The organism is Parasynechococcus sp. (assembly GCF_045559935.1).
Lineage (GTDB): Bacteria > Cyanobacteriota > Cyanobacteriia > PCC-6307 > Cyanobiaceae > Parasynechococcus.
On the sequence record NZ_JBJLJL010000010.1, the window covers coordinates 361864 to 387888 of the forward strand.

Below are 26025 nucleotides of genomic sequence, written 5' to 3' on the forward strand. Positions count from 1 at the left end.
GTCAACCTCCTGGCAGAAACAACGCGGTGGTGTGCTCAAGGGTCCAGAAGGCCCCGGCAACCCCCACCGCATAACCGGGAAGGCGCACTGCCCACTGGGGCCAGTGAATCTCGAGTTGTCGAAAGGAGCGCTTCAGAGCAAGCACCAGAAACACGAAGACGTCCTGGCCGATCTCGATGCCGATGTTGAACAGCAGCAGCGCCAGCAGCAGCTCGCCGCGGGGCAAGCCCAGATCAGCGAGACCGCTTGCGTAGCCGAAGCCGTGGATCAGACCGAACCCGAACGCCACCACCCAGGGACGACGGATGGTGAAGCTGCTTTGCCCCCGCCAGGTGCGGACCACCTCAACACCCATGAACAGAATCGACAGGGCGATGGCCGCATTGAGAGGCGGCGCCGGGACACGCATCACCCCGATCGCCGCCACCGACAACGTGACGCTGTTGGCGACCGTGAAGGCCGTGATTGTTTTGAACAACGTCCAGCCATCCCTGACGATCAGCAGCAACGCCAGAACGAAGAGCAGGTGATCCACACCGAGCAGGATGTGCTCGATACCCAGGCGCAGATAGGTGATGGCACTGGTCTGTTGCGCATCGCTGCTGATCGCTCCGATCAGCGCCTCCCCCTTCTCCGGTTGGATGAGGATGGTTTCCGGCCCTGATGAATCCAGGGACGTCACGCGCAGCAGTACTTCCGTGCCGACAGCGCGCAATCCGTCAATGCTCACGAGCCGTCCCTGGAGAGACGTCTCACAGGAGAGTTGCGCTGTGTACACCAGGGCGCGACGCTCCAGCCGTGCATCCAGACTGCCCTCGGTGGCGCAATCGTCAGGGAATCGAGGAGCCAGAGGCAACCTTGCGCCGCGCTGCAGGGGCAGTTTCCAGATCACGTCATACACCTGGGGAGCTGTTTCCTCGAGTTCGAGGTAGCCGGGCATCAACTCATGACCCAACACCACGCCGGGCCAGAGGAAGCCGAAGCAAAGCAGCAGGGGCCAGATTCGACGGATCACGGAGTCAACTCCGGTCGACGCACGCTGTAGCCGTTCAACAAGCGCTCATAGGCATCATCCTGGTACCGGCGAAGCTTGTCTTGAAACCAGTCGCGAGTGACCTCTGCGCGGATGTCATCGAGCTCGGGAATCGCCCCCTTTGCAACAGACTCCACCCGAACCAGATGGCGACCGTAAGCCGATTCGATCGGCCCGGTCCATCGTCCCTGGGACTGACTGAGCAGTGCATCCGTGAAGGTGGAGCCGAACAACGCGACGAGATCCTTGCGTGAGAGGTCGGTCCAGTTATCGGCGAGATCGATGGGGTCACCGAGGCCGTTGAGCTCCATCTCCTGGTCTTGATTGTTCAACATCAGAAGCGCGGCCTGCGCATCGTCCGCAAGGGAATCACCGCGTTGTTGCGGATCAAAGAAGACATGGCGGAACGACACCACTGCATCGGTGCGGTATTGCTTGGAATTGGCGGTGAAGTAGGCCTCAAGCTCAGACTCTGCCGGCGCCTTGTTGGGGAACTGACTCTCATTCAGGAACTCCATCTTCTGTCGAAGACGCCTCCGGATGATTGTGTCGTTCTGATCAAGCCCGAGCTTCATCGCTTCGCGCACATAGACCTCGGTGCGGACTTCGTCATCGATCAGGGCCTGAAGCTCCTCCTTGGAGGGAGCACGCTGCCACGTGCGAGCGAATTGACTGACCATGCCCGACGCCTGATCGTCGGTGATCACAATCTCAGCAGCGATTGGTTGCTGAGATGGTCTCAACGCGGCATTGACGACAAACAGACTCGCTCCAATCAGTAGAAATTGAACAACAGGCTCCCGAAGCAAGGATCGCCATTGTTGAAACTTAGCCATAGAAATATTCAGGGCGGAGATCACTCCCCGCCCACATCTACAAGCGATCAGGACGGGTTATACCAGACAGGACTGGAGAAGGCTCTTTCCTGATGGCTGTAGGGCAGATCCTGAGGCATTTCTGCATAGTTATCGAATCTCTTCCGATCAAAGGCCAACCAGGTTGGAGTGGGAATTTCCAACACCCTCACGTAGTAGAAAGCTCTCTGGCTGGGATCAAAGTCGGGATCGGTCCAGGAGCCGCTCAGTGACGCTGCCCCGATGTTGTTTTTGAAGGTGGCTTCTTTCTCGTCCACCGTGTTTCCGACGGACGGGATGGAGCCATCGTCGGCCTGAACTCTCTTGTCTGGGTCCGACCAGGTGACGTTGTAGATCTTTTCATCCGTGGTTCCGTCGGCCTTCAGCCAACCCTTGACCATCTGAATACGGTCAAGATTGGCTCCATCGGGATCTCTAAGCGCCTTGATCTGGAACGTTGGAGCCTTGCCTTCCGGTGCCTGACTCAGATCCCCACCCATCGGGACCCCCTTCAAACAGGCCGCTTTTGACCAGTTTTTAGCTGCAAGCTCACTGCCATCGAAATCGAAGCCTCCATACATCTGCACGGAAAGCAGCGTTCCAGTTGTGCCGAATACCTCCTTACGCTCCATGGCATCAAACAAACCTTCTCGGGTGTTTTCCGATGCCCAAACACCAGCGAGGCCCGAAGAGCCAATCTGGTAGTTGTACATATCGAAGGCCTTGTCCGTTGCGGATTGCAAAAGGAACTTTTTCCAGCGGTCCTTGGAAGGCTCTGAAGTAAACGCTTTTCCGAAGAAAGCGTCTTCATCGGTGGTGACCAGGGAGGTGTGGCTGTCCGTGGCACCGATCACACCGAACTTGAACGGGTTGACACCCTCAAGCTGATCCTGCAACTCAAGGCCCCTGCGCAGGCCAGGACGGACGTATTCATACCGCATCATCTCTTTTGTAGGAGCCTTGAATGCGCCGAGATTGGAGTTGTCCAACAACCAGAAATCGGCAAATTCATCATTGGGCGACAGCAGGGGATGGGCTTCGCTGTGGCCTTTGATCTGAGTGATTTCAAAGAGGGGCTCCCGCTTCTGCCTGCGGCGTGCGTAATCAGCATCGATCGGCTGATTGGTCTCCTGGTGACGCGGCAGGAACATCGTTCCGCTGGACAGGTTGCCGTTATGCGGAATGGCGATGGCACGTCCTCCGGTCTTGTTCTCATAGCCATCCATGAAGGTCCACAGATCCTCAACATCCTCCGAGTCGTAAGCCGAGAACGGAGTGATCTGTTCAGCACGATCCTTGCCATCACGGAGGATCACAACCCGGTGCAGGTTTCCACCGCCAGGCTGACTGGTCCATTCGAAGCCGACCAGCGCTGTGAAGACTCCTGGCTTGTTGTTGGCCTCAGCACTGTCGAGATTGGCCCCCCACTCACTCGCAGAGAACTCCTTGGGCAGCTTCTTGGAGGTTCCAAGGGCTACACCCCGGATGAACTCAGAAGCGGCCTCAACACCCTTCCCTTCTTTAACGAGATCATGAAGCCTCTTCCCGAAATCGTCATTGATCAAGCCCTCGTCGGAACGTTCAATGGCCTGCTGAAGGCCAATACTCTCGGCGTGATCAGCAACAACGATGAAATCATGCGGGCGTCGCAATTGAACTTCTTCGCCGATACTTGAGGTGACCTTCTTTCCTTGAGCGAATTCATACGCCACATCACGATCGAGTTTATTACCAAACATTCCGGCGTCTGGTGACGCACTGGTGTGGAGGTGTGTGTCGCCGAAATAAGGACGATCTCCCGCCAGGCATTCAGGGGACTGGTCTGCACTGACAACCTCAGCGCCATCCACCTTGCTGGTGTCGGAAGTGGATGTATCCACATTCGAGCAGGAGGCCAGCAGAGGCTGCAGAGCAAGAGCAGACGCTGCGACCAGCAGATGTACGCGCACAGGAACCTCTGTGTCATAAACATCCGTCTTGTAGCAGTTAACACTGACTGGGACCGGCGAACTGGGATGCAAAGGCAGCAAAAACATCCACAAACGCTTTAATTGGACCAAAATAGCGAGAATGATAATCATTCCTGCAGCCATGGTTCGTCGTTTGTGCCTAGCTGCCAACTCTTTGAACTATCACTCAGGATGGAAAGGAGATCACCATCTCCAAGGCAGGACAACATCTGCATCGAGCTCATTCCTCCCTGCCCGGATGACATCTGCCGAATCAACATAATTTCCTGGGGAGTGCGATCAACCGTGCCTTCATCACCATCAACGTGCAATGCCACACACCCGGTGTTGCAATTCCCCATGGAGCTGAGAAGATCACCACTGTTTCAACGGGCATGGCGTGGAACGGTTGGCCACCGCCTGGGCAATCTTTCAGGGTTTGCTGCTGGAAGCGATTCCGTTTCTGCTGCTTGGGGTGCTGATCGCCGGTCTGGCGCGCTGGCTGGTGCCTCAGAGCGCCTGGGTCAGCCGCTTGCCCAGCAACCCGTTGCTGGCTCCGATCACCGGCGCACTGATGGGATTCGCCCTGCCGGCCTGTGAATGCGGCAACGTTCCGGTGGCTCGCCGCCTGCTCGCCAGTGGTGCACCCCTGGGAACCGGCTTCGGCTTCCTGTTCGCTGCACCGGTGCTGAATCCGATTGTTCTGGCCAGCACCTGGGCTGCCTTTCCCGATCAACCCTGGCTGCTGATCGCCAGACCTGCCGGGGCGTTTCTGCTGGCGATCCTGCTGAGCCTGCTGCTGGCACAACTCCCCGAGTCGCAGCTGCTGGAAACGGCGTTGTTAAGCGAACGACGTCTCAGTCAGCCGCTGCGCAACCTGGACCTGTTGCAGCGGGGCAGCGGCCTGATCGGTACGCCGCTGCCAGCCAACGCGGCACCGAGAGCGCAGCGTCCGTCGCCGCGGGACGTGCTGGATCAGAGCAGTCGGGAGTTCCTGGATCTGCTCGCCCTGCTGGTGCTGGGATGCGTCATCGCCGCCGCCGTGCAGACCTGGTTGCCCCGCAGCTGGTTGCTGGAGATCGGTGGCGCCCCGACGGCCTCGATCCTGGCCCTGATGGTGCTGGCGGTGGTGGTGTCGGTGTGCTCAAGCGTGGATGCCTTTCTCGCCCTCGGTTTCGCCGCCCAGGTGACCCCGGGTGCGCTGCTGGCCTTCCTGCTGTTGGGACCGGTGGTTGACCTCAAACTGGCTGGACTGTTCACGGTGCTGATGCGGCCCCGCGCCATCGCGATCACGGCCGTCGCTGCCAGCCTTGGGGTGTTGCTGATCGGTCAGTGGGTCAACCTGTGGCAGCTGTGATCCGGAGGTTGAGATGACACGCGGCCTGCTGTTGATCCTGTGGGGGTGGATGGTGCTGTGGAGCGTGCTCAGCGGCCGCCTGGATCTGCTCCTGCGCGGCATTTTTCATTCCCTGGTCGGTGCTTCCGGACTGGCCTTGCTTCTCGCCGGCGTGATGGTGATGATCCGCAACCGCCGTCAGCGGGACGTGCCCCGCTGGCCCTGGCTGGTGAGCGCTGTCGTCGCTGGGCTGGTGCTGCTGATGCCGCCGAACCCATCCTTCAGTGATCTCGCGAACAACCGTCCCCAGGGGCTGCCTGAACCACCGGAGCTGGCCTTCGTGCTGCCACCGGAACAGCGCAGCCTCACCGAATGGGTGCGCCTGCTGCGCAGCCAGCCCGATCCCGATCTTGTCGCCGGCAATCCGCTGAACATCAGCGGTTTCGTCTGGAGTCAACCCGACGGTCCACCGTTGATCGCCAGGCTCACCGTGCGCTGCTGCCTGGCCGACGCGACCCCTTCAGGTCTGCCGGTGGCCTGGCCGGCCGACGCCGAACCGAAAGCCAACCAGTGGTTGGCGATCCAGGGGACCATGGCGGTGGAAACCCGCCATGGCGAACGCATTGCCGTAGTGGTGCCGACAACCATCACAACCATCCCCCGCCCCAAGCGGCCATTGGAGCCTTGACCGGTCGTCTCCCATTTCTGTTGGTCCTCGCGGCCGCACTGGTGCTGATTCAGCAGCAGGTGCTGCTGCGTCGATCACCACGGTTGGTGACCCTGAGCCAACAGCAGATTCATTCCGGCAGCGCGGCCCTCGATCTGCGCTTCAGCCGGCCGATGCACCGCAACAACGTCAGCTCCGAAAGCCGGCTGGTCCCCGCCCTGAACCACCGCTGGCTCGGAACCAACAACCCTCTGCGATTGGTGATCGACGCCGACCAGGTGATTGCTGGCCCGCTGAAGCTCGAGCTGGCTGGACGCGACCAGCGTCTGAATCCGATGGCGACCCAGACCTGGTGGTGGGAACCCCGTCCGTGGTTGCTGGTGACGCGGCAGGTGGACGACGGGGAGCAGCTTCAGCTTCTGGATCATGACGGGAGCTGGAAACCACTCAGCCCGGTGTGGAAGCGCATCACCAAGCTGACGCCGATCGGAAACGGACAGGGCGTCGCCATGGTGAGCAGCGATGGCGAAGGCGGGGAGCGAATCTGGCTGCGACATCTCACCCAGCAGAGCCTGGCCCGACGGCGCGAGGAGTTGAAACCACCTGAGCCTGAGCAACTTGAGTTGCTGGCGGAGAAAGAAGTGCTCTTCGGTCATCTGAGCAGCAACCTCAATGGCGATCTGCTGCTGCAGACCGGTGGATTCTTCCCTGGCAGTGAACGGGTCGAGCTGATCAAAGCCGATGGGAAGCGGCAGAAGCTGAGTCAGATCTCCTCGGGTCCGATGGAGCTGATTCCAGCCGGAGGCGGTCTCGTTGTGCCCTCGTACGACAACCTCAGCCTTCGCCCTCTGGTCGACAACGGCCGTCCTCCGCAATCCCTCCCCGGCAGTCGCGAACTGGGAGCCTTCTGTGCCGCCTCCGGACGGGCCGTGCTCATCCGCCACTGGCCCGATTACCGCCGCTCGATCGAGCTCGTGATTCCAGGCCTCGCTCCGCGGCAGCTGTGGTTAGGGGAGAAGGCGGTGCTGGGGGTTGCCTGCGACGGCAGCGGCGAACGCATCTGGGCGGTGCTGGGGGAGTGGACTGGTGATCGCGGGGTTCACACAATCCTGCTGATCGATGGAGCAGGAACACAACTGAAACAGCAGCCGCTGGAACCGTGGTCGATGAAAGGAGGCACTCCGGTGCAGTTCGATCCCGTCAGCCGGCAGCTGCTGCTGACGGTGTTGCAACCAGACCGACGCGAGACCCATCCCGCCCTGATGGATGCCGACACCCTTCAGTGGCGGAAGATCCTGCCGGTCGATGTGGGGGAAGCCCAGTGGCTGTCCCCCTGACACGGATCAGAAGGTGAAACTCATGCCGGTGCCGATGTGGTGCTGCCAGCCTTCACCCCAACCGGGAGCATCCGTGCCGCTGTAGGTCGGCTGCCAGTGAGCGAACAGATTGGCATCGCCAACAGGCACTAAAAGCTCGATTTCACCGGCGAAGTCGGTGCGCTGATCGAGTCCTGAGTAACTGCCGGGGGTGTAGAAGCGAGGCCCAGCTTCGATCGAGACATTGATCTGATCCGACCCGATCGTGAAGCCGACGCCGACGCGCGGATCGGTGTAATTACCGATCCAGACGCCATCAGATTCCCATCCCTGTCGGTGCTCAACAGACAGGAACACTCCATTGACGAGATCTTCCAGTCCGTCACCCAGGCCGAAGTTCACATCTCCGTCACCCAGAGCCCAGAGCACTTTGGCTCCGATCTCGTTCTTCAGGCCCTGCACATCGTCTCCCTGATCCTCAGTGACGAAATAGGGCTTCCAATCAACGGAGAAACTCAGGCGATCGTTCGGGGCATAACGGACCTGCAGGTAGCCGCGTACGTCCGCCCGCTGGAAGTCGGTGTCTCCATGCCCGTGGTCATGGCCTTCATGGGCATGCTCCCCGTGGTCATGGTCGTCATGGTCATCGTCGTGATCGGCATGGTCGTCGTGGTCATGGTCGTCATGCTCCTCACCCTCATGCTCGTCATGCTCCTCACCCTCATGCTCGTCATGGTCGGCATGGACCTTGCCGTAGAAATGCTCGGCCTCTCCCCAGACGAGCGTCGGTCCCACAGCGGCCTCAATGGACAGACTGCCGCCATTGCCAAGGCCCCACTCGAAGACGCCTCCGAACAGAGCATCGACGGCGTAGTGCTTGGGGCTGTCCTCCAGGTTGGTGTCGAAGCCACCGTGAGCTTCGACCGTGATCAGCGGTGTGAAATCGAATTCACCGGCTTCGAGAGCGTCCTCACCGCCTCCGCCATGGGACCCGTGGGCCAGAGCCGAAGGAGCAGGAAACAGCGGGAGCAGCAGCAGGGCCAGCAGCAGGGAACGGGAGCGGAACATGAGACGTTGGGTGGAGGAGAACAGACGAGGACGCGTAGATATCGATCAACTAGGGAATGGCGGACCAGCGCTGAGCGAGTTTCTCGGCAGCGCCCCGATCACAGCGACCGCCCTGGCCGTTCACGATCGTGCAGATGTTCAACGTCGCTGTTGAGACAGCGGTTTGCCCCGAGGCCACGCCCTCTCCATAGAGAGGTGTCTTGGCGATCGGCAATCCGGTGCTGCGGCTGATGCGACGCAGTGTTTTGTTGGCAGGAAGAGACGACGTGAAGATCACCTCGGCACCGGATGCCTTCACCGCGACCGTGATCGTCTGAAAACTGGACGGTCGCAGAACACCTCCGGTGGTGTAGCTGTCCAGCATCGAAATCTCCTTGAGACCGTATCGACTGGCGAGATGGCTGTAGGTCTGGTGATCGGTCACAAGAACACGCTTGGCCGCCGGCAATCCGGAGAACTGAGCACCTGCCCAGCCGCCGAGGGCAACGAACACAGCCTTGGCTTTCGCCGCACGGGCACCCAGCGCTGCACGCTCTGCCTGTGGCAGCAATGGGGCCATGCTGTTCGCCACAACGGTGACCATCGCTGCGGAATTGGCAGGGTCGTGCCAGATGTGCGGGTCGTTGCCCTTGTACCTCGGAAGAGCGACGTTTCCGACCGCCACCACCTTCCCGGAGGTGGTGATTTTTGAGGCAGAGGGAGTCAGGCCGAATCCGTTGTGGAGAACGAGATCAGCCTTGGCGAGCGCCTGACGGTCGCTGGGCTTCAACCGATAACCGTGCGGGTCGCCACCCGGCGGGATCAGACAGGTGACAGCGGCCGCCGATGACGCCAGGGTGCGGGTGATGTCACAGAGCGTGCCATCCACGGCCACAACCGTGAGCTGTGCGGCCCGCGCCGGGAGACATGACGCGAAGACCGCCAGGACTCCGCCGGCAAGGACTGTTCGCGACCAGAACCGAGCAGACAAATGAAAATCACGCTGAGAATGATTATCATTTTGCAAGTCTTCCGGATCTCTGCAACCCTTGGTTCGCCGCCTCAGCAAGTGAACCATCACCACCCGTGACACCTCACGCCTTGACCACTGACAACCGCCTCCAGGCCAGCGACATCTGCTTCAGCTACGGCGGGCGTCAGGTGATCAACCATGTCGATCTGGACCTCTGCCCAGGCACACTCACGGCTCTGGTCGGGCCGAACGGGGCTGGAAAGTCCACCCTGCTCCACCTGCTCCAGGGACGTCTTGTGGCCAGCGGTGGACACGTGGTCTGCGGATGCAGCGTTGCCCTGATGCCTCAGCGGGCCGCGATCGACTGGACCTTCCCGATCACGGTCAGCGAGATGGTGAACCTGGGTCGCAATGGAGCACGTCGTCGAACTGGCGGACCGAGCTGCCACGACCTGCTCGAACGGGTCGGCATGGCAGAGATGGCGTCCCGGCGTCTGAGCCAGTTGTCCGGTGGTCAGCAGCAACGGGTGTTGCTCGCCCGGGCTCTGATGCAGAACTCGGGGGTGTTGCTGCTGGATGAGCCCTGCAGCGCCATCGATCCCCCCACCCGTGAACATCTCCTCGGCGTGATGCGTCAACAGGCTGAATCCGGTCAGACCCTCCTGGTGAGCAGCCATGACTGGGGAAGCGCTCTCGACAGTTACGACCGCGTGGTCGTGCTCGATGGATCGGTGCTCGCCAGCGGCAGCCCGGCAGATGTTCGCTCCAAGCTCTCCGACCTGACTTGCATGATGGGAAGCCACTGCTGTGAATGAGCTCGACCTCTGGTGGCTGACGCCACTGCTGCTCGCCCTGCTGATCGGGCTGATCTGCCCGGCCACCGGATCACTGCTGATCACTCAGAGACGCATCCTGCTGGCCAATCTGATGGCCCATTCGATGCTGCCGGGGCTCGTGCTGGCCTTGGCCTTCAACCTGGATCCCACCATCGGTGGCCTGATCAGCGGTCTGATCGGAGCCTTGCTGGCCGAACGTCTCAGTCAGCGCTTCAAGGGACGGGAGGAGGGAGCGATGAACACCGTTCTGGCGGGATTCACGGCCCTCGGCGTGCTGCTGGTGCCCCTGCTGCAGGCACGCGTCGATCTGGAAACCGTGCTGTTCGGTGATCTTCTGGCCGCAGGCAGCAACGACCTGATTCGCACCGCCATCGCCGCTCTGGCACTGCTGATGCTGCTGTTCGTCCACTACCGGGATCTTGTTTTTCTCGGGGTGGATCCCGAGGGAGCGGTCGCGGCCCGAAGGCCGGTCACTCAAATTCGTTTTCTCGCCATCGTGAGCACCGCACTGGTGGTGATCAGTGCCATCACCGCCGTCGGCATCGTGCTGGTGATCGGCCTGCTCTGCGCTCCAGTGCTTGTGCATGTGGAGCGCAGCCGCAGCCTGAGCGATCTGATGCTGCGCTCCGCCGGCACCGGCCTGCTTCTCTGTGGGGGCGGAATGATGCTTGCGGTTGCTGGTGATTTACCGCCAGGCCCTCTGATCGGCGTGCTGTGCGTGACGCTGCTGTTGATCAGGCGGTGATCAGGGATTCAGTCCAGGCAGGATTTTCAGAAGAACCCAGACACTGATCACGATGACCAGCAGCACATAAGCCTCTTCCATGGGGCATTCATCACTGATCAAGTTTCAGTTTGACGGTTTCGCTGGCAACGGAAACGATTGTCGTCAGCTCACCATGGCAAACCATCCACCCAGGATCGCTGCGGCAAAACCGCAGACCAGGGCCTGCAGAACGAATTGAGATGAGTCAGGCTTTTCCCAGCGATCGATGGTTTTGCAGGCAACTTTGTAGCTTTCTCCGTTGTCCTGAAGCTTCTGGATGTAGCGCGCAATGAATTCATCTGAGAGATCGAGACGATGAAGCTTTGCCCTCAGTTGATTCACCTCGACCTGTTTCACAACTTGCCTGAAGGAGTCGATTCAAAGTAGTCGGATATGACCTGAGGCTGTGGCACAGACGAGCGGATGAGCCCTGCGAAGAGCCGCAGGCTCTCAGTCTCCTGTGCCGAGTTTCTGAAAAGCCCTGTAGCGCTCCGTCCGGATCCGTTCCGGCACATGAACTCCCCACAATCCCTCCCAGTAGAAGAAGATCACACCAAGGCCGCGCTCACGCGACAACCGCACTTTCTGCTGCAGATCCGACATCAGCGTCGTGCGCTTTCCGAAGCCGGCGAGAATTCCGATCTGTGTGGGAATCCTCCACTCACGCGCCTTGCGCAGGGCTGGCTGATCGAGATCTCGCGCAAAACCCTTCACGGAGTACGCATAGTTCTGAACGACCAATTCATCGATCAGCTCACCCATGGCCCAGAGCTCCCAGTCCTGCAGCCAGAGGTTGTAAGCCTGGCGAAAAGGGCCTGGCGACAGGCTGATGCGTGTGGGCAGATCCGCTGCATCCAGACTGCTGCGCAGCTCCCGCAGAAGACCGGTGAGCTGATGGCGACGCCAGGTCATCCAGCGACGATTGGTGTGATCCTGCGGAGGCGGAGCACCCGTGCTTTTTTCATAAAGAGCGGCTGTGTAAGCGTCGTAGCCGAATTCCACTGGCCAGGCGAAGTGATCGTCGAGCTGAAGCCCGTGCATCGGACAGCGCTTCAGGGTCTCCACCACAAGTCCGATGAAGCGGCGACGCACCTGCGGATGGGCCGGATTCAGCCAGGCCATGCGATGACTGCCGTGCATGGTCATCCAGGTCTGCCCATCAGCCCGCGCCAGCACCCACTCCGGATTCCGCCGCACCACATCGGAATCGGCCGGCTCCATCAGCCCGTACTCGAACCAGGGCATCACCTGGATCCCGTTCCTGCGCCCTTCCTCGGCGATCGTGCAGATCGGATCGAGCTCGACACCTACGGACGCCAGCGGTGGCTCCACCGGTGCGAAGTCACTGGTGTGAAACGTGGTTCCCCGACTCCAGACGTTGGGAACCACCCGGGTGAAGCCGGCCTGCCTCAGTTCGGCGATGGCGTCGCGGATCCGCGTTTTGTCGTAGTAGAGGTCGCTGGGGCTGTTGGTCAGCCAGACCCCCATCACCGGGCGGGGCCGCAGCAGTCGATCCAGGCGAGACTGGGCCCGTACCCCCGGATTCAGCGAGCAGAGAAGCGCAAGACCGAGGAGAACGACGACCGGAGGGAGTGGTCGCTTCACAGTCGGATCAGCGGAACATGGAACTGACGGAGCTTTCTTCGTGAATCCGCCAGATCGCCTCGCCCAGCATGTTGGCAACGGACAGCACATGAAGCTGGGGGAAGGTTCGATCCGGCTCGATCGGAATGCTGTTGGTGACGACAACCTGTTCGAACAATCCCTCGGCAGACAGACGCTCGCTCGCCGGAGGAGAGAACACCGCATGGGTGGCGCAGGCGATGACCCGCTTGGCCCCCTGCTGACGCAGCAGTCGGGCGCCGGCGCAGATCGTGCCGCCGGTGTCGATCATGTCGTCGATCAGCACAGCGGTCCGTCCTGAGACGTCTCCGATCACCGTGAGGCTTTCCGCCATGTTGTGTCCGGTGCGTCGTTTGTCGATGATCGCCAGGGGAGCATCGTTCATCTGTTTGGCGAAGGCGCGGGCCCTGGCCACGCCGCCGACGTCCGGTGAGACGACGACGATGTCGCCGAGGTTCTGGGTGGAGAGGTAATCCACCAGCACCGGGGAGCCGTAGATGTGATCGCAGGGAATGTCGAAATATCCCTGAATCTGCGCCGAGTGAAGGTCCATCGCGAGGACCCGGTTGACACCGGATTTGACCAGCAGGTTGGCGGTGAGCTTCGCGGTGATCGACTCACGACCGGCGGTCTTGCGGTCGGCTCTGGCGTAGCCGTAGTAAGGCACAACGGCGGTGATCTGTCGGGCAGATGCCCGTCGGCAGGCATCCACCATGATCAGCAGCTCCATCAGGTGGTCGTTGACCGGAGCGCAGGTGGGCTGGATCAGAAACACATCGCAGCCACGGATCGACTCCTGGATCTGCACGTAGAGCTCACCGTCGGCGAAGCGTTTGCAGACCCTCGGGCCATCCGGCACACCCAGATAAGCCGCGATTTCCCTGGCCAGTCCAGGATTGGAGGTACCGCTGAACAGGCGGAGACGCCGGCTCTCCTGCTGCAGTCTTTCCTGCTCGGCGCGGGCTGCTGTCAGGAAGCTTGTCACGGCGCCCGCGGGACTGGTTCTGTTGTAATCCGATGGTAGTGGTGAGCTGGTGCTTCATGTCCACAGGTCATCCGGTACTCGTGAGTGCCGGCCCCCTGCCGGAATTGACCATGCGCGCAGCCTCCGAAGGGCTGGCCCGTGTCTGCGACATGCCGCTGCTCTGTCATGGCATCGGTGAGCCGCCCCAGATGGTTCTCTCCAGAGCGGAAAGCAGCGCGCAGCTGATCCGCATCAGCGGCGATCCAGGGCGGCTGCATCCTGAAGGGGGCAGTTGGCTGGAAGCCCTTGCTGACTGGCATCGGCCGGTGTTGCTCCTGGTGGGGGCAGACCCGGATGGCGGTGTCCCCGGTGCAGCGGCGGCCTACACCGCACTGTGCCGGCAGCTGGGCGTCTCCCTGATCGGCCTGGTGCAGGTGCAGGGGAGCTGGAATGCCACTCAGCGGAAGCGGGACGGACTGCCCTGGGTGAGCTGGATCGCGCCGGAAGGGCACCCGGAACGCGAGCAGGGACTCGCCCTGCTCGCGGAGCGGATCCGCCCCAGCCGTGATCAGGAGGATGGCCAGAGCGGTTGAGACAGTCCTGGCTTGAGCTGACGCAGGGTCTGCTTGCCAGCACGCGTCGCCAGGGGCAGCTGGGTGATCGTCGCCGGCGAGGGACTGGCGATCAGGGCAGCCGCCAGACCGAGCATCTCCGCCTCGCTGAGGTTCGTGTCCATCTGGCCGGCGATGTCCTCGAGCAGGCCTCGGATGATGCCGATGCCACTGGCGGACTGCACCTGGGAGATCATGGCCCGCAGCAGGATCTGCTGACGGATGCGGCGGTTGGGATGGTCCTGACTGTCCTTGCGGTAGCGCACCAGCTGCTCCGCCTGTGCTCCATTGAGGCTCTGCCGGCCCGCCTGCAGATTCACGGTGTAGCCCTGAGCCTTGTCCGTGCGTTGGTACGTCTGATTGAGGGTCACCTCCACCTCCCCGAGGGCCTCAACCACGGTGCGCAGCCCGTTTCTCGGCATCACGACGTAGCGCTGCGGCACGCCCACAGGCAGGCCGATGATCTCCTGCAGAGCATCCACGGTGAGCGCGACGCCGCCCTGTTGCCACACGCCGCCGAGAGCCATCGGCTGTTGGCTGCCGGGGAGCTGCACCGCCAGCTCAACGGGGACCTGCAGGAGCTGCAGCGGCTCAGCGGAGGAGATCCTCAGCAGAAGCAGGGCATCGGCATTGGCAGGCCCCTGCGGAGCCGCCTGGTTGCTGGCAGCGCTCAGAGTGTCCGAATCAACGCCCACCAGCAGCACGGTGACGGGCTCAAGGGGATAAGGGGCCAGGCTGGCCGGATTGTCGACGGATGGGGGAGCCCCCCTGGCCACCCGATCCTGTTCCGGCCAGACGGTGCTCAGGGCCCAGCCGGTGGCCCCGACGCCCGCCAGGGTGACCAGGATGCGAAGGATCGCTCGTAGCGGACGGCGGCCCAGCCAGTTCGTCGGGGTGTCCTGCGCGGACGGCTCCATCTCTCGGAACTCAGCGTCGCAGATCAGTTTCGCCCAATTGTCCGATCCTTAGCGTTGTTGACCGCCCACCAGTTCGTCATGTCTCTGCGCCACGACTTCCGAAACCGCCCTCCGGAGCAGGTTCGGGTGGTGGTGTTCGGAGCCACCGGATACATCGGTCGTTTCGTGGTTCGGGAGCTGGTCCGACGGGGCTATGACGTCGTGGCGTTCGCGCGCGAACGCAGCGGCATCGGAGGCCGCCAGACGCGCGATCAGGTGATCGCTGACTGTCCTGGAGCCGAAGTGCGCTTCGGCGATGTGCTCGATCCCGCCTCGCTGAAGACCCAGGCTTTTGATCAGCCCGCCGATGTGGTGGTGTCCTGCCTCGCCTCCCGCAGCGGTGGCCGCCAGGATTCCTGGGCCATCGACCATCAGGCGACCCTGAACACCTACCGGGAAGGTCGCCGCGCCGGAGTCGCTCACTACGTGCTGCTGTCGGCGATCTGCGTGCAGAAACCTCTGCTGGAGTTTCAGAAAGCGAAGCTCGCCTTCGAAGCCGTGCTCCGCGCCGACGAGGAGATGACCCATTCCATCGTGCGTCCCACCGCCTTCTTCAAGAGCCTTGGGGGGCAGGTCGAGAGCTGCCGCCGCGGCGGGCCGTACGTGATGTTCGGCGGCGGGGAGCTGGCCAGCTGCAAGCCGATCAGCGAAGCCGACCTGGCCCGCTTCATGGCCGACTGCGTTCACGATCAGGACCGCATCAACCAGGTGCTGCCCATCGGAGGCCCCGGACCGGCTCTCAGTGCACGGGAGCAGGGCGAGATGCTCTTCCGGGCCCTCGGCCGCACACCCCGGATGCTGTCCTTGCCGATCGCCCTGATGGACGCGCCGATCGCCGTTCTCCAGGGTCTCGCCAGGCTGGTTCCAAGCCTGCAGGACACCGCGGAATTCGGCCGGATCGGGCGCTACTACGCCAGTGAATCGATGCTCGTGTGGGACGAGGAAACCCAGCGATACGACGCGGAGGCCACTCCGTCCTACGGAGAGGACACTCTCGAGCAGTTCTTCGAGCGGGTGGTGCGCGAGGGAATGGCGGGTCAGGACCTCGGGGATGCGGCGCTGTTCTGATCAGGCCATCCTTGTGCTGTGAAGAGGCTCCGATGAATCAGGCCACCCCGTCGCGGGCGCGTACCACCGGAGTGCTGCTGCATCCCACAGCCCTGCCTGGAAGTCCTGTCTGCGGAAGCTTCGGAGAGCCGTCCCGTCGCTGGGTGGGGCAGCTCGCCGACAACGGCATCGGTGTCTGGCAGATGCTGCCTCTTGCGCCTCCGGATCCGACCGGATCCCCCTACAGCTCCCCCTCCTGCTTCGCCCTCAACGCCTGGTTCCTGGATGCGGCGGATCTCTGCCGTGAGGGCTTCATCACCCAGGACGCCGAAGCGTCCCTGCCAGGCGCAGACAGTCCGTGTGACGGGGTGGGCCCACTGGATTTCCAGCTGGCGGACCGGCGCAGTGACGCCCTTGGCGACGCCCTGTTGCAGCACTGGTCGCAGCAGGACGCCGAGCGACAGCGTCAGTTCTCCGCATGGTGCGGTGACCAGAGCTGGCTCGAGGACCATGTCCTGTTCACCGTGCTCCACCAGCAGCAGCAGGGCCCCTGGTGGTCCTGGCCGGATGCGCTGGCCCGTCATGACGCGAGGGCGCTGCGCACCTGGGCGGCAGACCATGGGGATGAGCTGCTCAAGGAACGGCTGATGCAATGGCATCTCGACCGTCAGTGGCAGGAGATCCGTGACTTGTCCAGACAGCGGGGGGTGCTGCTGTTCGGCGATATCCCCTTCTATGTCAGCTCAGACAGCGCCGATGTCTGGAGCCATCGCCCGCTCTTCACCGTGAAGGAGAACGGCGAACTGACCACCCAGAGCGGAGTGCCTCCCGACTACTTCTCGGAGACCGGCCAGCTGTGGGGATCTCCCGTGTATCGCTGGAACCGTCATCGCCTGAGCCGCTTCCGCTGGTGGCGTCGGCGCATCGCCCGCCAGCGTCAGCTCGCCGACCTGCTGCGGCTCGATCACTTCCGGGCACTGGCGGCCTACTGGGCGGTGCCGGGACAGGACACCACCGCACAGAACGGCTGCTGGCAACCGTCCCCGGGTCGGGCACTGCTGGGACGGCTGCAGGCGGACGGCGGGGGCGCCCTGCCCCTGATCGCCGAGGATCTGGGGGTGATCACCCCGGATGTGGAGGCCCTGCGGGACGGCTTTCAGCTGCCGGGAATGAAGGTGCTGCAGTTCGCCTTCGACGGTGAAACGCACAATCCCTATCTGCCCGAAAACATCGAGGGGAACCGCTGGGTCGTGTACACCGGAACTCACGACAACCCCACCACCCTGGGATGGTGGCAGCGGCTTGATGAGGACAGCCGCAACCGTGTGGCCCGCAGGGTGAACGGCGAGTTGCAGGCACCGGCCTGGCATCTCTTCGACATGGCCTTCTCCACCACGGCGGCTCTGGTGATGGCGCCCCTTCAGGATCTGCTGCACCTGGATGACAGGGCTCGCTTCAACACACCAGGCACCTGCGAGGGCAATTGGAGCTGGCGTCTTGCCAGCTTCGATGCCGCCCTCGACGGCGCCCTGAGGGGTTACGGCGAGCGCGGAGCTGTCTGGGGCCGCTCCCTCGCCGGCGCTTCCGGCTTGCTCGAATCCACCCGGTAGACCCCCTGCCTGTTCGGCACAGCCAGCAAGGGCTTGCCATCCCAGAGCACACGGTCGTCATCGCTCGGAGGTGGAGTGATCACCAGCTCGAGGGGAGCCTGCAGCTGCAGGGTCATCGCTCCTGCTTTCACGTCCATCTGCAACCGGTCCCCGCCTCCGCTGAACAGTCGCAGCCGGCGGTTTTGCTTCAGGCGCAGCTGCAGCACACCGATGCCGGAGGGGCGAAGGCCGCCGCCGGCGTTCAACCACTCTTCGGGCCGACGCTGAGTTGCCTGCTCGAGCGGCCGCAGCGCCCGCACGACTGGATCCGTGGGGGACGACGCGGTCTCCAGGCGGTTGAGGCCACGCAGGTCGGCCTGCACAGGTTCCAGCGTCTGACTGTTGCGCAGGGCAAGATCCTGCTGCTGTCGGTTGAGGGCCATCAGACTCAGACCGATGGCCAGGGCATAGACAACCGATCCCTGCCAGGTGGTGAGGACGTCGATCGTGCCTGGAGTGAACCGCCGCAGCCCGCGGCCGCTCGCATCCAACCGCAGGGCTGGCGCCCGTGGAGGCAGTGCTGGATCAAGGCTGCCGGTCGGCAGCTCCAGGCGCTCTTCCAGCTGCGGCAGCATCGAGGCGAGATAGGTGCGTTCCGGCAAGCGATCCCTCCAGCCACGCTCCAGGGCCTCGATCACCGACGTGGTGATCCGGGTCTCGATCGCGAGGTCGCGCAGGCTGAGTCCGAGATCCTCACGGCGGCGACGCACCAACGCCCCGATCTCCTGCAGGCTCTCCGGTGATCCGGCGATCGACTCTCCCTCCGCGGCGCCCGATCGCCTGGACCGACGCCACCAGGGACGGGGCAACTTCAGGCGCATGGGCCGGAACGCGGGGGCGCGTCCCCGTCAAGCAACGGTGTCCATTCTCCCCTCTGAAGCAGCCGCCAGCCGCCTTCCTTCAGATCTCCGAGAGCCAATCCGGCGATGGCAACCCGCTGCAGGTCGAGCACCGGATGGCCTAAACCGTCGGCGATCCTCCTGATCTGGCGGTTGCGGCCCTCCTGCAGTTCCACCTCCAGCAGAGCGTTGCCGGCTCGACATCGCAGCGAACGCACGTGGGCGGGACGGGTGATGCGGCCATCGAGGATCAAGCCCTGCCGCCAGCGGTCAAGGGCTCCGGCATCGGGTTGCCCTTGCACCCAGACGCGATAGGTCTTGCGGTGGTCGTAACGGGGATGGGTGAGTTTCAAGGTCAGCTCTCCCTGGTCGGTCAGCAGCAGTGCCCCGCGGCTGTCGGCATCCAGGCGGCCCACGGGGTGCAGTCCACGCCGCATCCCAGGTGGCAGCAGATCAAGAACGGTGCGGCGCCCCTGGGGGTCGCGGCAGCTGCAGATCACACCGATCGGCTTGTTCAGCAGCAGCACGCGTGCCTCCTGCCTTGCGGCCAGAGGACGACCGTCGACCCGGATCATCTGCTGAGCCGGATCCGCTTGATCGCCCAGTGCAGCCACCCGGTCATCAACGGTGACGCGTCCCTGCAGCAGCCAGTCCTCGGCCCGACGACGGGAGCAGAGGCCGGCAGCCGCGATCAGCTTCTGCAGACGCTGCCGGGTCACGTCAGAAAGCTTTTGGGCAGCAGCAATTCCATGCAGGTGCCGCCGTTGGGATGGTTGCGCGCCTCGACACGGCCGCCATGGTTGACGGCGATCTGCTGCACGATCGCCAGACCCAGCCCACTGCCGCTGCGGGCTGAACGAGCGCGGGAGGGATCGCCGCGGTAAAAGCGCTGGAACATGTTCCCCAGATCGGATTCGCTCAGTCCCGGTCCGTGGTCACGGATGCTGAGCAGCCACCAGCCGCCGCTGGGCATCACCGTCACCTCCACCGTGGAGCCTTCGGGGGAGTAGCGCAGGGCATTGTCCAGCAGATTGAGCACAGCCCTGTGCAGCCGCCGCTGATCGCCCATCATCGGACCGGGTTCCGAACGATCGAGATCGAGCTGCACCTCGCGCTCCTCAGCGAGGGGGCGGATGCTGCTCCAGGCACTGTCCACCAGATCCTCGAGGCTGATCGCGGTGTAGCTGCCGCTCTCCTGCGGAAGGCTGTTCTCGAGCCTGGATAGCTCCAGCAGATCCTCCACCATCAACTGCAGGCGGCGCAGCTCCCGTTGAAGACGCTGGACCAGGACGGTGTCCTTGCCCTCCACCGCCATTTCCAGACGATCGCTCACCAGCATCAGAGCGGTCAGCGGTGTCTTCAGTTCATGGGCCACATCGCTCACCCATCGCTCCTGCTGCTGTTGCTGCGCCTCAAGCGACTGTCGGCTCTGGATCAGCACCAGCAGCCATTCATCCGACCCCGGCAGAACGAACGCCTCGAGCGGTTCTCCCAGCTGCTCCCATTCCGAGCGCTGGGGACGCTGCTGATGACGCGTGCTGATGATCGCTTCCTCGAGTTGCGGAATCGACAGCACCTCCTCCAGCGGCATGCCGCGCACGAGCAGGTTGCGGGAGATATGCAGCAGCCGTTCTGCGCGGGCGTTGATGTAAGCGATGGACAGATCCGGCGCCAGGATCAGCCATCCCTGGGTGGCGGCATCGATCCAGGCAAGCAGCTGGGGAGTGTTGACGGCTCCGGGAGGAAATCCCGGACAGTCTTCGTCCTTCCTCCTCCTCGACCGGGAACGGATCCGACGCTGCAGAACAAGGGTCAGTGTCGCTCCGGCGACGAACGCGAGGACGGCAGGAATCTGCACGGAGTTTCAGCCGAAGCGGTATCCGAAACCCCGCACCGTGCGAATCAGCTGCGGGGATGAGGGTTCCTCCTCGATCTTCTCCCTCAGCCAGCGGATATGAACATCCACCGTTTTGGTATCTCCGACGAAATCAAGTCCCCAGATCTTCTCGAGAAGCTGGTCCCTGCTCCAGACGCGCTTGGGATGCTGGATGAACAGCTCGAGAATCTTGTATTCCTTCGGGGAAAGATTCAGGTCCTGACCGTCCCGGGTGACGCGGCACTCGTTGATGTACAGCGTCAGATTCGCGTGGGTGTAGATCTCAGGCAGAAGGGTCGGCGCTTGCCGTGCCCGGCGGAGCAGGGCACGGCAGCGGGCCACCAGCTCGCGGAGGCCGAAGGGTTTCACCAGGTAGTCATCCGCCCCCACTTCAAGACCCAGCACCCGATCGGTTTCACTGTCCCGGGCACTGATCACCAGGATCGGCGTGTTGTTGTTGAACCGGCGCAGTTCCCGGCAGAGGTCCAGTCCCCCCAGCCCCGGAAGCATCAGATCGAGCACGAGCAGATCCACATGCTGGGACGGCTCGTCGGTGAACAGGCTGAGGGCCTCCGAACCGTCGGCACAGGTGGTCACCTCATACCCCTCAGCCCGGAGAGCCTCTCCCACCGTCTCGCGAATGCTGTCGTCGTCCTCGACAACCAGCAGACGGCTGGTGGCGACTGCCGCAGGGAGGGTTGTCACACTGGTGTGATCAAGACCACATCAGTCTGACCTCAGATCGCGGATCAGTCGACAAAACCCTTGTCCTTGATCAGAAGAATTCGTCGAAGTTGTCGAAGTCCACGGCCTTGAAATTGCCTTGCTCCACCTGCTGCATCAATCGCTCCAGCTGAGCCCAGAGGGCTCCTCCGGTGAGCAGGGAAAGAACCAGAGCCACCAGCAGAGAGGCGCCCGCCGCGAATCCGAAGATCTGAAGACAGCAGCCGATGAACAGCGTGATCCCGATCACCGTGCCCGTGTAACTGAGGGTCGTCTCGACGTTGCCGAGAGGTAGCAACGGAAGACGGTCCTGCTTCCAGCGGTCGAGCTTGTTCTGAATCTGACGGCCGAAGGTGAGGCCGCAGAGGATGCCCATCGCCATTCCGACACCCGCGAGCAGATAGGGCGGCTGAGGCGGAACCGCCATCTGCAGCAGCATTTCGAACTGCTCAGCAGTCATCTCCTCATACATCGAGGTCATCGGCGGGAGCCGCGACCTTAGCGATGTCGAGGTGGGGTCAGGCCGCCGCCATGGGATTGAGACGCTGCAGCAGTCCGCCGGCGATACGGGCGGGCCCGAAGGTGCGACCGAGCAGTCCGGCGAGCGCTCGCACATCCTCGGTATGAAGACGATCGTCACGGATCAGCGTGAGCAGCAAACGCCGGCGCAGATCGGCACCGTCACGGCTCAGCAGGAGCCGCAGACCCGCCCCGGCCACTGGCAGAAGCTCCCGTCCGGGGGCGGGGGCGTCCTGACCCACCACCGCCAGCAGACTCTCGAGCCGATCAAGACGCAGGCGACCGTTCTCATCAAAGATCACCTCCAGCAACTTCTCCCGCATCTCGGTGGTGTCACCCGCAAGCAGGCGGCGGGCCACGTAGGGGTAGGCCACAGCGATGATCCGGAACTGGGGATCCAGGCGCAACGCCAGGCCCTCCTGACTGACGACGGCGCGGATGATCAGGGCGAACCGGGCCGGGACCCTGAACGGGTAGTCGAACATCAGCTCCGAGAAGCGGTCTGTGATCGCCTTGAAATTGAACGACCCCACCGAATCTCCGAGACTTCCTCCCAGAACCTCCTCCAGGGCAGGAATGATCGGGGTGAGATCCGCCGTGGGGCTGAGGAAACCGAGGCTTTGGAAATCCCTGGCCAGGGATGCGAAATCGCGGTTGATCAGGTGCACCACAGCTCCCGTGAGAGTGAGGCGGTCGGAATCGCTGATCGAATCCATCATCCCGAAGTCCACGTAACCCACATGCCCGAGATCACCGCTGCGCCCGGGCAGAGCGAAGAGGTTGCCGGGGTGTGGATCGGCATGGAAGTAGCCGAACTCGAGCAGCTGCTGCAGCCCGCTGATCACGCCGGTGCGGATCAGGGCTGAAGGATCGAGTCGAAGCGCCTCGAGCTCGGCGCTGTCGCGCATCTTGGCTCCATCGATCCAGGTGGTGGTCAGCACCCGGGTGGAGCTGAGCATCCGCTCCACCTGCGGCACGTACACCGCATCGTTGTCCGCGAACAGAGCCGCGAAGCGCTCGGCGTTGGCCGCCTCCTGGGCGTAATCGATCTCCTCGAACAGGCTGCGGCCGAACTCGTCGATGATGTCGCCGAGCCCGAAGCCGAGATTGAGGGGAAGCAGCGGTGCAGCGGTGATCCCGAGAGCACGGATGAGCACAAGATCCCGCCTCAGGATGAAGGTGAGGTTGGGGCGTTGCACCTTCACCGCCACCCAGGCCTTGCCCTGCAGCCGGGCTTTGTAGACCTGGCCCAGGCTGGCAGCGGCAACGGGGTGGTCGGGAAACTCCTCGAACAGCTCGTGAGCCGGAGCACCGAGTTCCTGCTCGATGCGCTTCAGCGCGATGGCGTGGGGAAAGGCGGGCAGGTCGTCCTGCAGGCGGGTCAGCTCCTCGAGCCAGTCCCGCCGCACCAGATCAGGGCGGGTGGACAGAGCCTGACCCACCTTGATGAAGCAGGGGCCGAGGCCTGTGAGCGTGTTGAGGATCCTGCGGGCCAGTCGCTGCTGAACCGCCGGATCAGAGCTGCCTCCCTGAATCAGAACCACGATCACCAGTCCTGTGAAGGACCAGACCAGCTGCAGCAGGCGCGGGATGGCCACCCATGGCCTCAGCAGCAACCAGACCAGATCCCGTCCGGGGTCGTATCGCATCGGAACCCGCCTTCACAGCACCAGACTTTAAGAAGAAAAGCCGGATTCGATGACTCTGGTCTCGCTGCTACGACGGGGACGGGGCCGCAACCTGTTCCTGCCCGCCCACGGCCGCGGAGCAGCACTTCCAGAGGCACTGCGAGAACTGCTGCGCAGCAGGGCCGGGATCTGGGATCTGCCTGAACTGCCAACGGTTGGGGGGCCGCTGGAGCCGGAGGGGGCCGTCGCGGACAGTCAGGCCGACGCGGCGGCGGCCATGGGCGTGAAGCGTTGCTGGTTCGGAGTGAACGGGGCCACCGGTCTGCTGCAGGCCGCACTGCTGGCCATCGGACGCCCGGGGGAAGCGGTGCTGCTGCCGCGCAATGTCCACCGCAGCCTGATCCAGGCCTGCCTGCTGGGGGATCTCACCCCCGTGCTCTACGACATCCCGTTCCACACCGACCGAGGGCAGCCGGCACCGATGGATGCCTCATGGCTGCAAAGGGTTCTCAGGGATCTGGACACCCCGGTGGCCGCCGCCGTGCTGGTGCATCCGACCTACCAGGGCTACGCAAGAGATCCGGAACCACTGATCCGGTTGCTGCAGGGCAGAGGCTGGCCGGTGCTGGTGGATGAAGCCCATGGCAGCCACTTCGCGGCGGCAGTCGATCCGCTGCTGCCCAGCTCCGCGGTGACCGCTGGAGCTGATCTGGTGGTGCATTCCCTGCAGAAATCCGCCGCGGGTCTGGCTCAGACGGGGGTTCTCTGGCTGCAGGGGGAACGGGTTGATCCGGCTGCTCTGGAACGCAGCCTCGGCTGGTTGCAGACCAGCAGCCCCAGCGCCCTGCTGCTGGCCTCCTGCGAGACGGCACTGGCCGAATGGAGAACTCCACAGGGACGCCGACGGCTCCAGGACCGGCTGAACGAAGCCCGGGGACTGAAGCAACAGCTGTGCCGACAGGGGCTGCCGCTGCTGGACACCCAGGATCCGCTTCGGCTGGTCCTGCACAGCGGCAGCGCCGGCATCAGCGGGGTGGAAGCGGATGCCTGGCTGCTGCCCAGGGGGCTGGTGGCAGAACTGCCCGAGCCAGCCACCCTCACCTTCTGCCTTGGCCTGGCGCGGCACCGAGGCCTGGCCGCTGCCCTGCACCGCAGCTGGCGACGTCTGATTCAGGCACACCCCGGGCGCGTGCCCCAGCCTGCTTTCGAGCCGCCTCCACTCCCCCTGGTGGCATCACCGCTGCTGCCCATCGGTCAGGCCTGGCGTGCTGCGAGCCGCTGCGTCCCCCTCGCGGAGGCGGAGGGAGGCATCGCCGCGGAACTGCTCTGCCCTTACCCACCCGGAATCCCGCTGCTGATCCCCGGAGAACGATTGGATCGCGACCGCATCCAGTGGCTGCTGCGCCAGCGCAGGCTCTGGGGCGAACAGCTGCCGGCGAGCGTGCGCATCACCGACAACAGCGGTTCAATGACGCAGACGCCCTCGTCACGAGGATGATCCGCCTGCTGCTGCTGCCCCTGCTGTTGACAGCCCCCGTCCTGGCGGAATCGAGACTGCTGCGCGTGGTCGATGGAGCCGCCAGCTGGTACGGCCCGGGTTTCTACGGGAGACGCACCGCCAGTGGTGAGACCTTTCGCCAGGGAACCATGACCGCGGCCCACCGGACCCTTCCGTTCGGCACGCGGGTGCGGGTGACCAATCTCACGAATGGGAAGACCGTCGTGGTGCGCATCAACGACCGGGGGCCGCATCGGCAGCACCGTGTGATCGACCTTGCCCAGGGTGCTGCGACCGAACTGAAGATGATCTCGGACGGTGAGGTGCCGGTGCGGCTTGAGGTGCTGCCCTGAGGCGATTGTTACGCTGAATTTTCGGTCGCTGAACGACCTGTCGCCGGAAGTCCGTGATCAGCGAGGCCATCCCAGCCACGACCTCGATACAGCTGAAACGCGGTGCGCTGCGTCAACGCGTGCTGAGCGGCACCGCCGTGGGCTGTTTCGGTGCCCTGGTGGTGGTGCTGGGGGGATGGTGGTTCACCGCAGCAGTGGGCGTGATCGTGCATCTGGCGCTGCTGGAGTTCTTCCGGATGGCCCAGTTCAAGGGCATCCGTCCCGCCACCAAGACCACGCTGGTGGCCTGCCAGCTGCTGCTGTTCAGCAGCCAGTGGGCGGTGCAGGGCGGCATGCCGGAAGCGCTGGCGGCCGCTGTGCTGCCACTGGCGGGAGCGGCGATCTGCGGATGGCTGCTGCTTCAGCCGGTGACCGGTTCGATCGCTGACATCGCCGCTTCGATCTTCGGACTCTTCTATCTCGGCTTTCTGCCCAGCCACTGGCTGGCACTGCGCAATCTCTCCGCCCCAGGGCTGGCACCGGCCACGGCGGACCTCTGCAGCAGCGGCCTGGCGATCACCTTTTCGGCCTGCCTGATGATCGTCGGGAGCGACATCGGATCGTGGGCTTTCGGCAAGCGCTTCGGTCGACGCCCTCTGTCGCCCATCTCACCGGCCAAAACGGTGGAGGGAGCCATCGGTGGATTCGTCTGCGCCATGGTCATCGGCCTGATCTGCGCACGGGTGATGGGGTGGCCATGGCAGGGGCTGCCCGGACTGCTGCTGGGAGCCCTGGTGGCACTGATCGCCCTGGTGGGTGATCTGACCGAATCAATGATGAAGCGGGATGCCGGCCTGAAGGACTCCGGGGATGTGCTCCCGGGTCACGGGGGCATCCTCGATCGGATCGACAGCTATCTGTTCACCCCCGCGGTGATCTACTACCTGGTGACGCTGAGCGACCAGTTGCTCACCTGAGCGCAC

At 63.4% G+C, this 26025-nt stretch carries 25 protein-coding genes and 1 pseudogene; 11 read left to right on the forward strand and 15 right to left on the reverse strand.

The window, feature by feature from the left end; translation table 11 throughout:
- Window position 1 precedes the first annotated feature (1 nt).
- Genes ACJ0G7_RS11900 through ACJ0G7_RS11910 form a run of 3 tightly spaced genes read right to left on the reverse strand, consistent with a single transcriptional unit; the run spans window position 2 to window position 3980 of the window.
- On the reverse strand, window positions 2–1015 hold the full coding sequence (locus tag ACJ0G7_RS11900) for a HupE/UreJ family protein (protein ID WP_253912802.1): 1014 nt from the start codon (window positions 1013–1015) through the stop codon (window positions 2–4).
- Window positions 1012–1893, reverse strand: coding sequence for a peptidyl-prolyl cis-trans isomerase (locus ACJ0G7_RS11905; RefSeq protein WP_407396283.1), 882 nt, complete (start codon window positions 1891–1893; stop codon window positions 1012–1014). The genes ACJ0G7_RS11900 and ACJ0G7_RS11905 overlap by 4 nt, the downstream gene beginning before the upstream one ends.
- A 23-nt stretch (window positions 1894–1916) precedes the next feature.
- Window positions 1917–3980, reverse strand: a complete 2064-nt coding sequence (locus tag ACJ0G7_RS11910) for a DUF3604 domain-containing protein (protein WP_407396284.1) — start codon at window positions 3978–3980, stop codon at window positions 1917–1919.
- Between the two features lie 256 nt (window positions 3981–4236).
- Between ACJ0G7_RS11910 and ACJ0G7_RS11915 the strand changes: the two genes are divergently transcribed.
- The 3 genes from ACJ0G7_RS11915 to ACJ0G7_RS11925 are packed head-to-tail and all read left to right on the forward strand — an operon-like array spanning window position 4237 to window position 7176.
- A complete protein-coding gene (locus ACJ0G7_RS11915) occupies window positions 4237–5193 on the forward strand; it encodes a permease (protein WP_043691473.1) in 957 nt (318 codons plus the stop codon).
- 13 nt (window positions 5194–5206) lie between these two features.
- A complete protein-coding gene (locus tag ACJ0G7_RS11920; RefSeq protein ID WP_407396285.1) occupies window positions 5207–5860 on the forward strand; it encodes a TIGR03943 family putative permease subunit in 654 nt (217 codons plus the stop codon).
- A 20-nt stretch (window positions 5861–5880) separates the two neighbouring features.
- Window positions 5881–7176: a hypothetical protein gene (locus ACJ0G7_RS11925; protein ID WP_253912805.1), complete on the forward strand. Its 1296-nt coding sequence runs from the start codon at window positions 5881–5883 to the stop codon at window positions 7174–7176.
- 6 nt (window positions 7177–7182) lie between these two features.
- On the opposite strand, the gene ACJ0G7_RS11930 is transcribed toward ACJ0G7_RS11925, so the two are convergent.
- Together ACJ0G7_RS11930 and ACJ0G7_RS11935 are read right to left on the reverse strand one after the other, a co-directional pair.
- Window positions 7183–8223, reverse strand: a complete 1041-nt coding sequence (locus tag ACJ0G7_RS11930) for a hypothetical protein (protein ID WP_407396286.1) — start codon at window positions 8221–8223, stop codon at window positions 7183–7185.
- Between the two features lie 49 nt (window positions 8224–8272).
- Window positions 8273–9193, reverse strand: coding sequence for a metal ABC transporter solute-binding protein, Zn/Mn family (locus tag ACJ0G7_RS11935; RefSeq protein WP_407396287.1), 921 nt, complete (start codon window positions 9191–9193; stop codon window positions 8273–8275).
- A 110-nt stretch (window positions 9194–9303) separates the two neighbouring features.
- Between ACJ0G7_RS11935 and ACJ0G7_RS11940 the strand changes: the two genes are divergently transcribed.
- The gene (locus tag ACJ0G7_RS11940) at window positions 9304–9990 is read left to right on the forward strand and encodes a metal ABC transporter ATP-binding protein (RefSeq protein WP_407396288.1); all 687 of its coding nucleotides are present in this window, start codon (window positions 9304–9306) and stop codon (window positions 9988–9990) included.
- Window positions 9983–10756: a metal ABC transporter permease gene (locus ACJ0G7_RS11945; RefSeq protein ID WP_407396289.1), complete on the forward strand. Its 774-nt coding sequence runs from the start codon at window positions 9983–9985 to the stop codon at window positions 10754–10756. Before ACJ0G7_RS11940 ends, ACJ0G7_RS11945 begins: the two co-directional genes overlap by 8 nt.
- Before the next feature lie 144 nt (window positions 10757–10900).
- On the opposite strand, the gene ACJ0G7_RS11950 is transcribed toward ACJ0G7_RS11945, so the two are convergent.
- The 3 genes from ACJ0G7_RS11950 to ACJ0G7_RS11960 all read right to left on the reverse strand — a co-directional run bounded on the left by ACJ0G7_RS11950 (window position 10901) and on the right by ACJ0G7_RS11960 (window position 13385).
- Window positions 10901–11119 (reverse strand): hypothetical protein, encoded by a 219-nt coding sequence (locus tag ACJ0G7_RS11950; protein ID WP_407396290.1) that lies wholly within the window; start codon window positions 11117–11119, stop codon window positions 10901–10903.
- Between the two features lie 108 nt (window positions 11120–11227).
- Window positions 11228–12265 carry a glycoside hydrolase family 10 protein gene (locus tag ACJ0G7_RS11955; protein ID WP_253912851.1) on the reverse strand — a complete coding sequence of 346 codons (1038 nt, stop codon included), beginning with the start codon at window positions 12263–12265 and terminating at the stop codon, window positions 11228–11230.
- Between the two features lie 124 nt (window positions 12266–12389).
- Window positions 12390–13385 (reverse strand): ribose-phosphate pyrophosphokinase, encoded by a 996-nt coding sequence (locus ACJ0G7_RS11960; protein ID WP_043691486.1) that lies wholly within the window; start codon window positions 13383–13385, stop codon window positions 12390–12392.
- A 110-nt stretch (window positions 13386–13495) separates the two neighbouring features.
- On the opposite strand from ACJ0G7_RS11960, the gene ACJ0G7_RS11965 reads away from it, so the two are divergent.
- Window positions 13496–13957 (forward strand): hypothetical protein, encoded by a 462-nt coding sequence (locus ACJ0G7_RS11965; RefSeq protein ID WP_407396291.1) that lies wholly within the window; start codon window positions 13496–13498, stop codon window positions 13955–13957.
- Here the strand turns inward: ACJ0G7_RS11965 and ACJ0G7_RS11970 are convergent.
- The gene (locus ACJ0G7_RS11970; protein ID WP_407396292.1) at window positions 13933–14892 is read right to left on the reverse strand and encodes an LCP family protein; all 960 of its coding nucleotides are present in this window, start codon (window positions 14890–14892) and stop codon (window positions 13933–13935) included. The genes ACJ0G7_RS11965 and ACJ0G7_RS11970 overlap by 25 nt on opposite strands.
- A 78-nt stretch (window positions 14893–14970) precedes the next feature.
- Here ACJ0G7_RS11970 and ACJ0G7_RS11975 point away from each other — a divergent pair, with 78 nt between their 5' ends.
- Both ACJ0G7_RS11975 and malQ read left to right on the forward strand, forming a co-directional pair.
- Window positions 14971–15999 (forward strand): NAD(P)-dependent oxidoreductase, encoded by a 1029-nt coding sequence (locus ACJ0G7_RS11975; RefSeq protein WP_043696610.1) that lies wholly within the window; start codon window positions 14971–14973, stop codon window positions 15997–15999.
- Window positions 16000–16031: 32 nt separating this feature from the next.
- Window positions 16032–17588, forward strand: coding sequence for a 4-alpha-glucanotransferase (gene malQ, locus ACJ0G7_RS11980; RefSeq protein ID WP_407396293.1), 1557 nt, complete (start codon window positions 16032–16034; stop codon window positions 17586–17588).
- On the opposite strand, the gene ACJ0G7_RS11985 is transcribed toward malQ, so the two are convergent.
- From ACJ0G7_RS11985 to ACJ0G7_RS12010, 6 genes are all read right to left on the reverse strand, one after another.
- The gene (locus tag ACJ0G7_RS11985) at window positions 17516–18436 is read right to left on the reverse strand and encodes a helix-turn-helix domain-containing protein (RefSeq protein ID WP_407396294.1); all 921 of its coding nucleotides are present in this window, start codon (window positions 18434–18436) and stop codon (window positions 17516–17518) included. The genes malQ and ACJ0G7_RS11985 overlap by 73 nt on opposite strands.
- Before the next feature lie 2 nt (window positions 18437–18438).
- Complete coding sequence (locus ACJ0G7_RS11990; RefSeq protein ID WP_407396296.1) at window positions 18439–19185, reverse strand: pseudouridine synthase; 747 nt, start codon at window positions 19183–19185, stop codon at window positions 18439–18441.
- Complete coding sequence (locus ACJ0G7_RS11995; RefSeq protein WP_043691496.1) at window positions 19182–20324, reverse strand: cell wall metabolism sensor histidine kinase WalK; 1143 nt, start codon at window positions 20322–20324, stop codon at window positions 19182–19184. The genes ACJ0G7_RS11990 and ACJ0G7_RS11995 overlap by 4 nt, the downstream gene beginning before the upstream one ends.
- 6 nt (window positions 20325–20330) lie before the next feature.
- Complete coding sequence (locus ACJ0G7_RS12000) at window positions 20331–21047, reverse strand: response regulator transcription factor (RefSeq protein WP_043691498.1); 717 nt, start codon at window positions 21045–21047, stop codon at window positions 20331–20333.
- Between the two features lie 70 nt (window positions 21048–21117).
- Window positions 21118–21537: a hypothetical protein gene (locus ACJ0G7_RS12005; RefSeq protein ID WP_043696613.1), complete on the reverse strand. Its 420-nt coding sequence runs from the start codon at window positions 21535–21537 to the stop codon at window positions 21118–21120.
- 46 nt (window positions 21538–21583) lie between these two features.
- Entirely contained in the window at window positions 21584–23233 is a 1650-nt protein-coding gene (locus ACJ0G7_RS12010; RefSeq protein WP_043691501.1) for an AarF/ABC1/UbiB kinase family protein, read from the reverse strand.
- A 49-nt stretch (window positions 23234–23282) separates the two neighbouring features.
- On the opposite strand from ACJ0G7_RS12010, the gene ACJ0G7_RS12015 reads away from it, so the two are divergent.
- From ACJ0G7_RS12015 to ACJ0G7_RS12025, 3 genes and pseudogenes are all read left to right on the forward strand, one after another.
- Window positions 23283–24710, forward strand: a complete 1428-nt coding sequence (locus ACJ0G7_RS12015; protein ID WP_407396298.1) for a lysine decarboxylase — start codon at window positions 23283–23285, stop codon at window positions 24708–24710.
- 56 nt (window positions 24711–24766) lie between these two features.
- A pseudogene (locus ACJ0G7_RS12020) lies at window positions 24767–25063 on the forward strand (septal ring lytic transglycosylase RlpA family protein); the annotation flags it as partial.
- Between the two features lie 53 nt (window positions 25064–25116).
- Window positions 25117–26019: a phosphatidate cytidylyltransferase gene (locus tag ACJ0G7_RS12025; protein ID WP_052378148.1), complete on the forward strand. Its 903-nt coding sequence runs from the start codon at window positions 25117–25119 to the stop codon at window positions 26017–26019.
- Window positions 26020–26025: the final 6 nt, after the last annotated feature.

Excerpts from the sequence above, each read along its gene's own strand:
- ACJ0G7_RS11975 (WP_043696610.1), top strand. The coding sequence starts at position 14,971 with ATGTCTCTGCGCCACGACTTCCGAAACCGCCCTCCGGAGCAGGTTCGG.
- ACJ0G7_RS11955 (WP_253912851.1), bottom strand. The coding sequence starts at position 12,265 with ATGGGGGTCTGGCTGACCAACAGCCCCAGCGACCTCTACTACGACAAA.
- ACJ0G7_RS11970 (WP_407396292.1), bottom strand. The coding sequence starts at position 14,892 with ATGGAGCCGTCCGCGCAGGACACCCCGACGAACTGGCTGGGCCGCCGT.
- ACJ0G7_RS12015 (WP_407396298.1), top strand. The coding sequence starts at position 23,283 with ATGACTCTGGTCTCGCTGCTACGACGGGGACGGGGCCGCAACCTGTTC.
- ACJ0G7_RS11930 (WP_407396286.1), bottom strand. The coding sequence starts at position 8,223 with ATGTTCCGCTCCCGTTCCCTGCTGCTGGCCCTGCTGCTGCTCCCGCTG.
- ACJ0G7_RS12010 (WP_043691501.1), bottom strand. The coding sequence starts at position 23,233 with ATGCGATACGACCCCGGACGGGATCTGGTCTGGTTGCTGCTGAGGCCA.
- malQ (WP_407396293.1), top strand. The coding sequence starts at position 16,032 with ATGAATCAGGCCACCCCGTCGCGGGCGCGTACCACCGGAGTGCTGCTG.
- ACJ0G7_RS11910 (WP_407396284.1), bottom strand. The coding sequence starts at position 3,980 with ATGGCTGCAGGAATGATTATCATTCTCGCTATTTTGGTCCAATTAAAG.
- ACJ0G7_RS12005 (WP_043696613.1), bottom strand. The coding sequence starts at position 21,537 with ATGTATGAGGAGATGACTGCTGAGCAGTTCGAAATGCTGCTGCAGATG.
- ACJ0G7_RS11965 (WP_407396291.1), top strand. The coding sequence starts at position 13,496 with ATGCGCGCAGCCTCCGAAGGGCTGGCCCGTGTCTGCGACATGCCGCTG.
- ACJ0G7_RS11920 (WP_407396285.1), top strand. The coding sequence starts at position 5,207 with ATGACACGCGGCCTGCTGTTGATCCTGTGGGGGTGGATGGTGCTGTGG.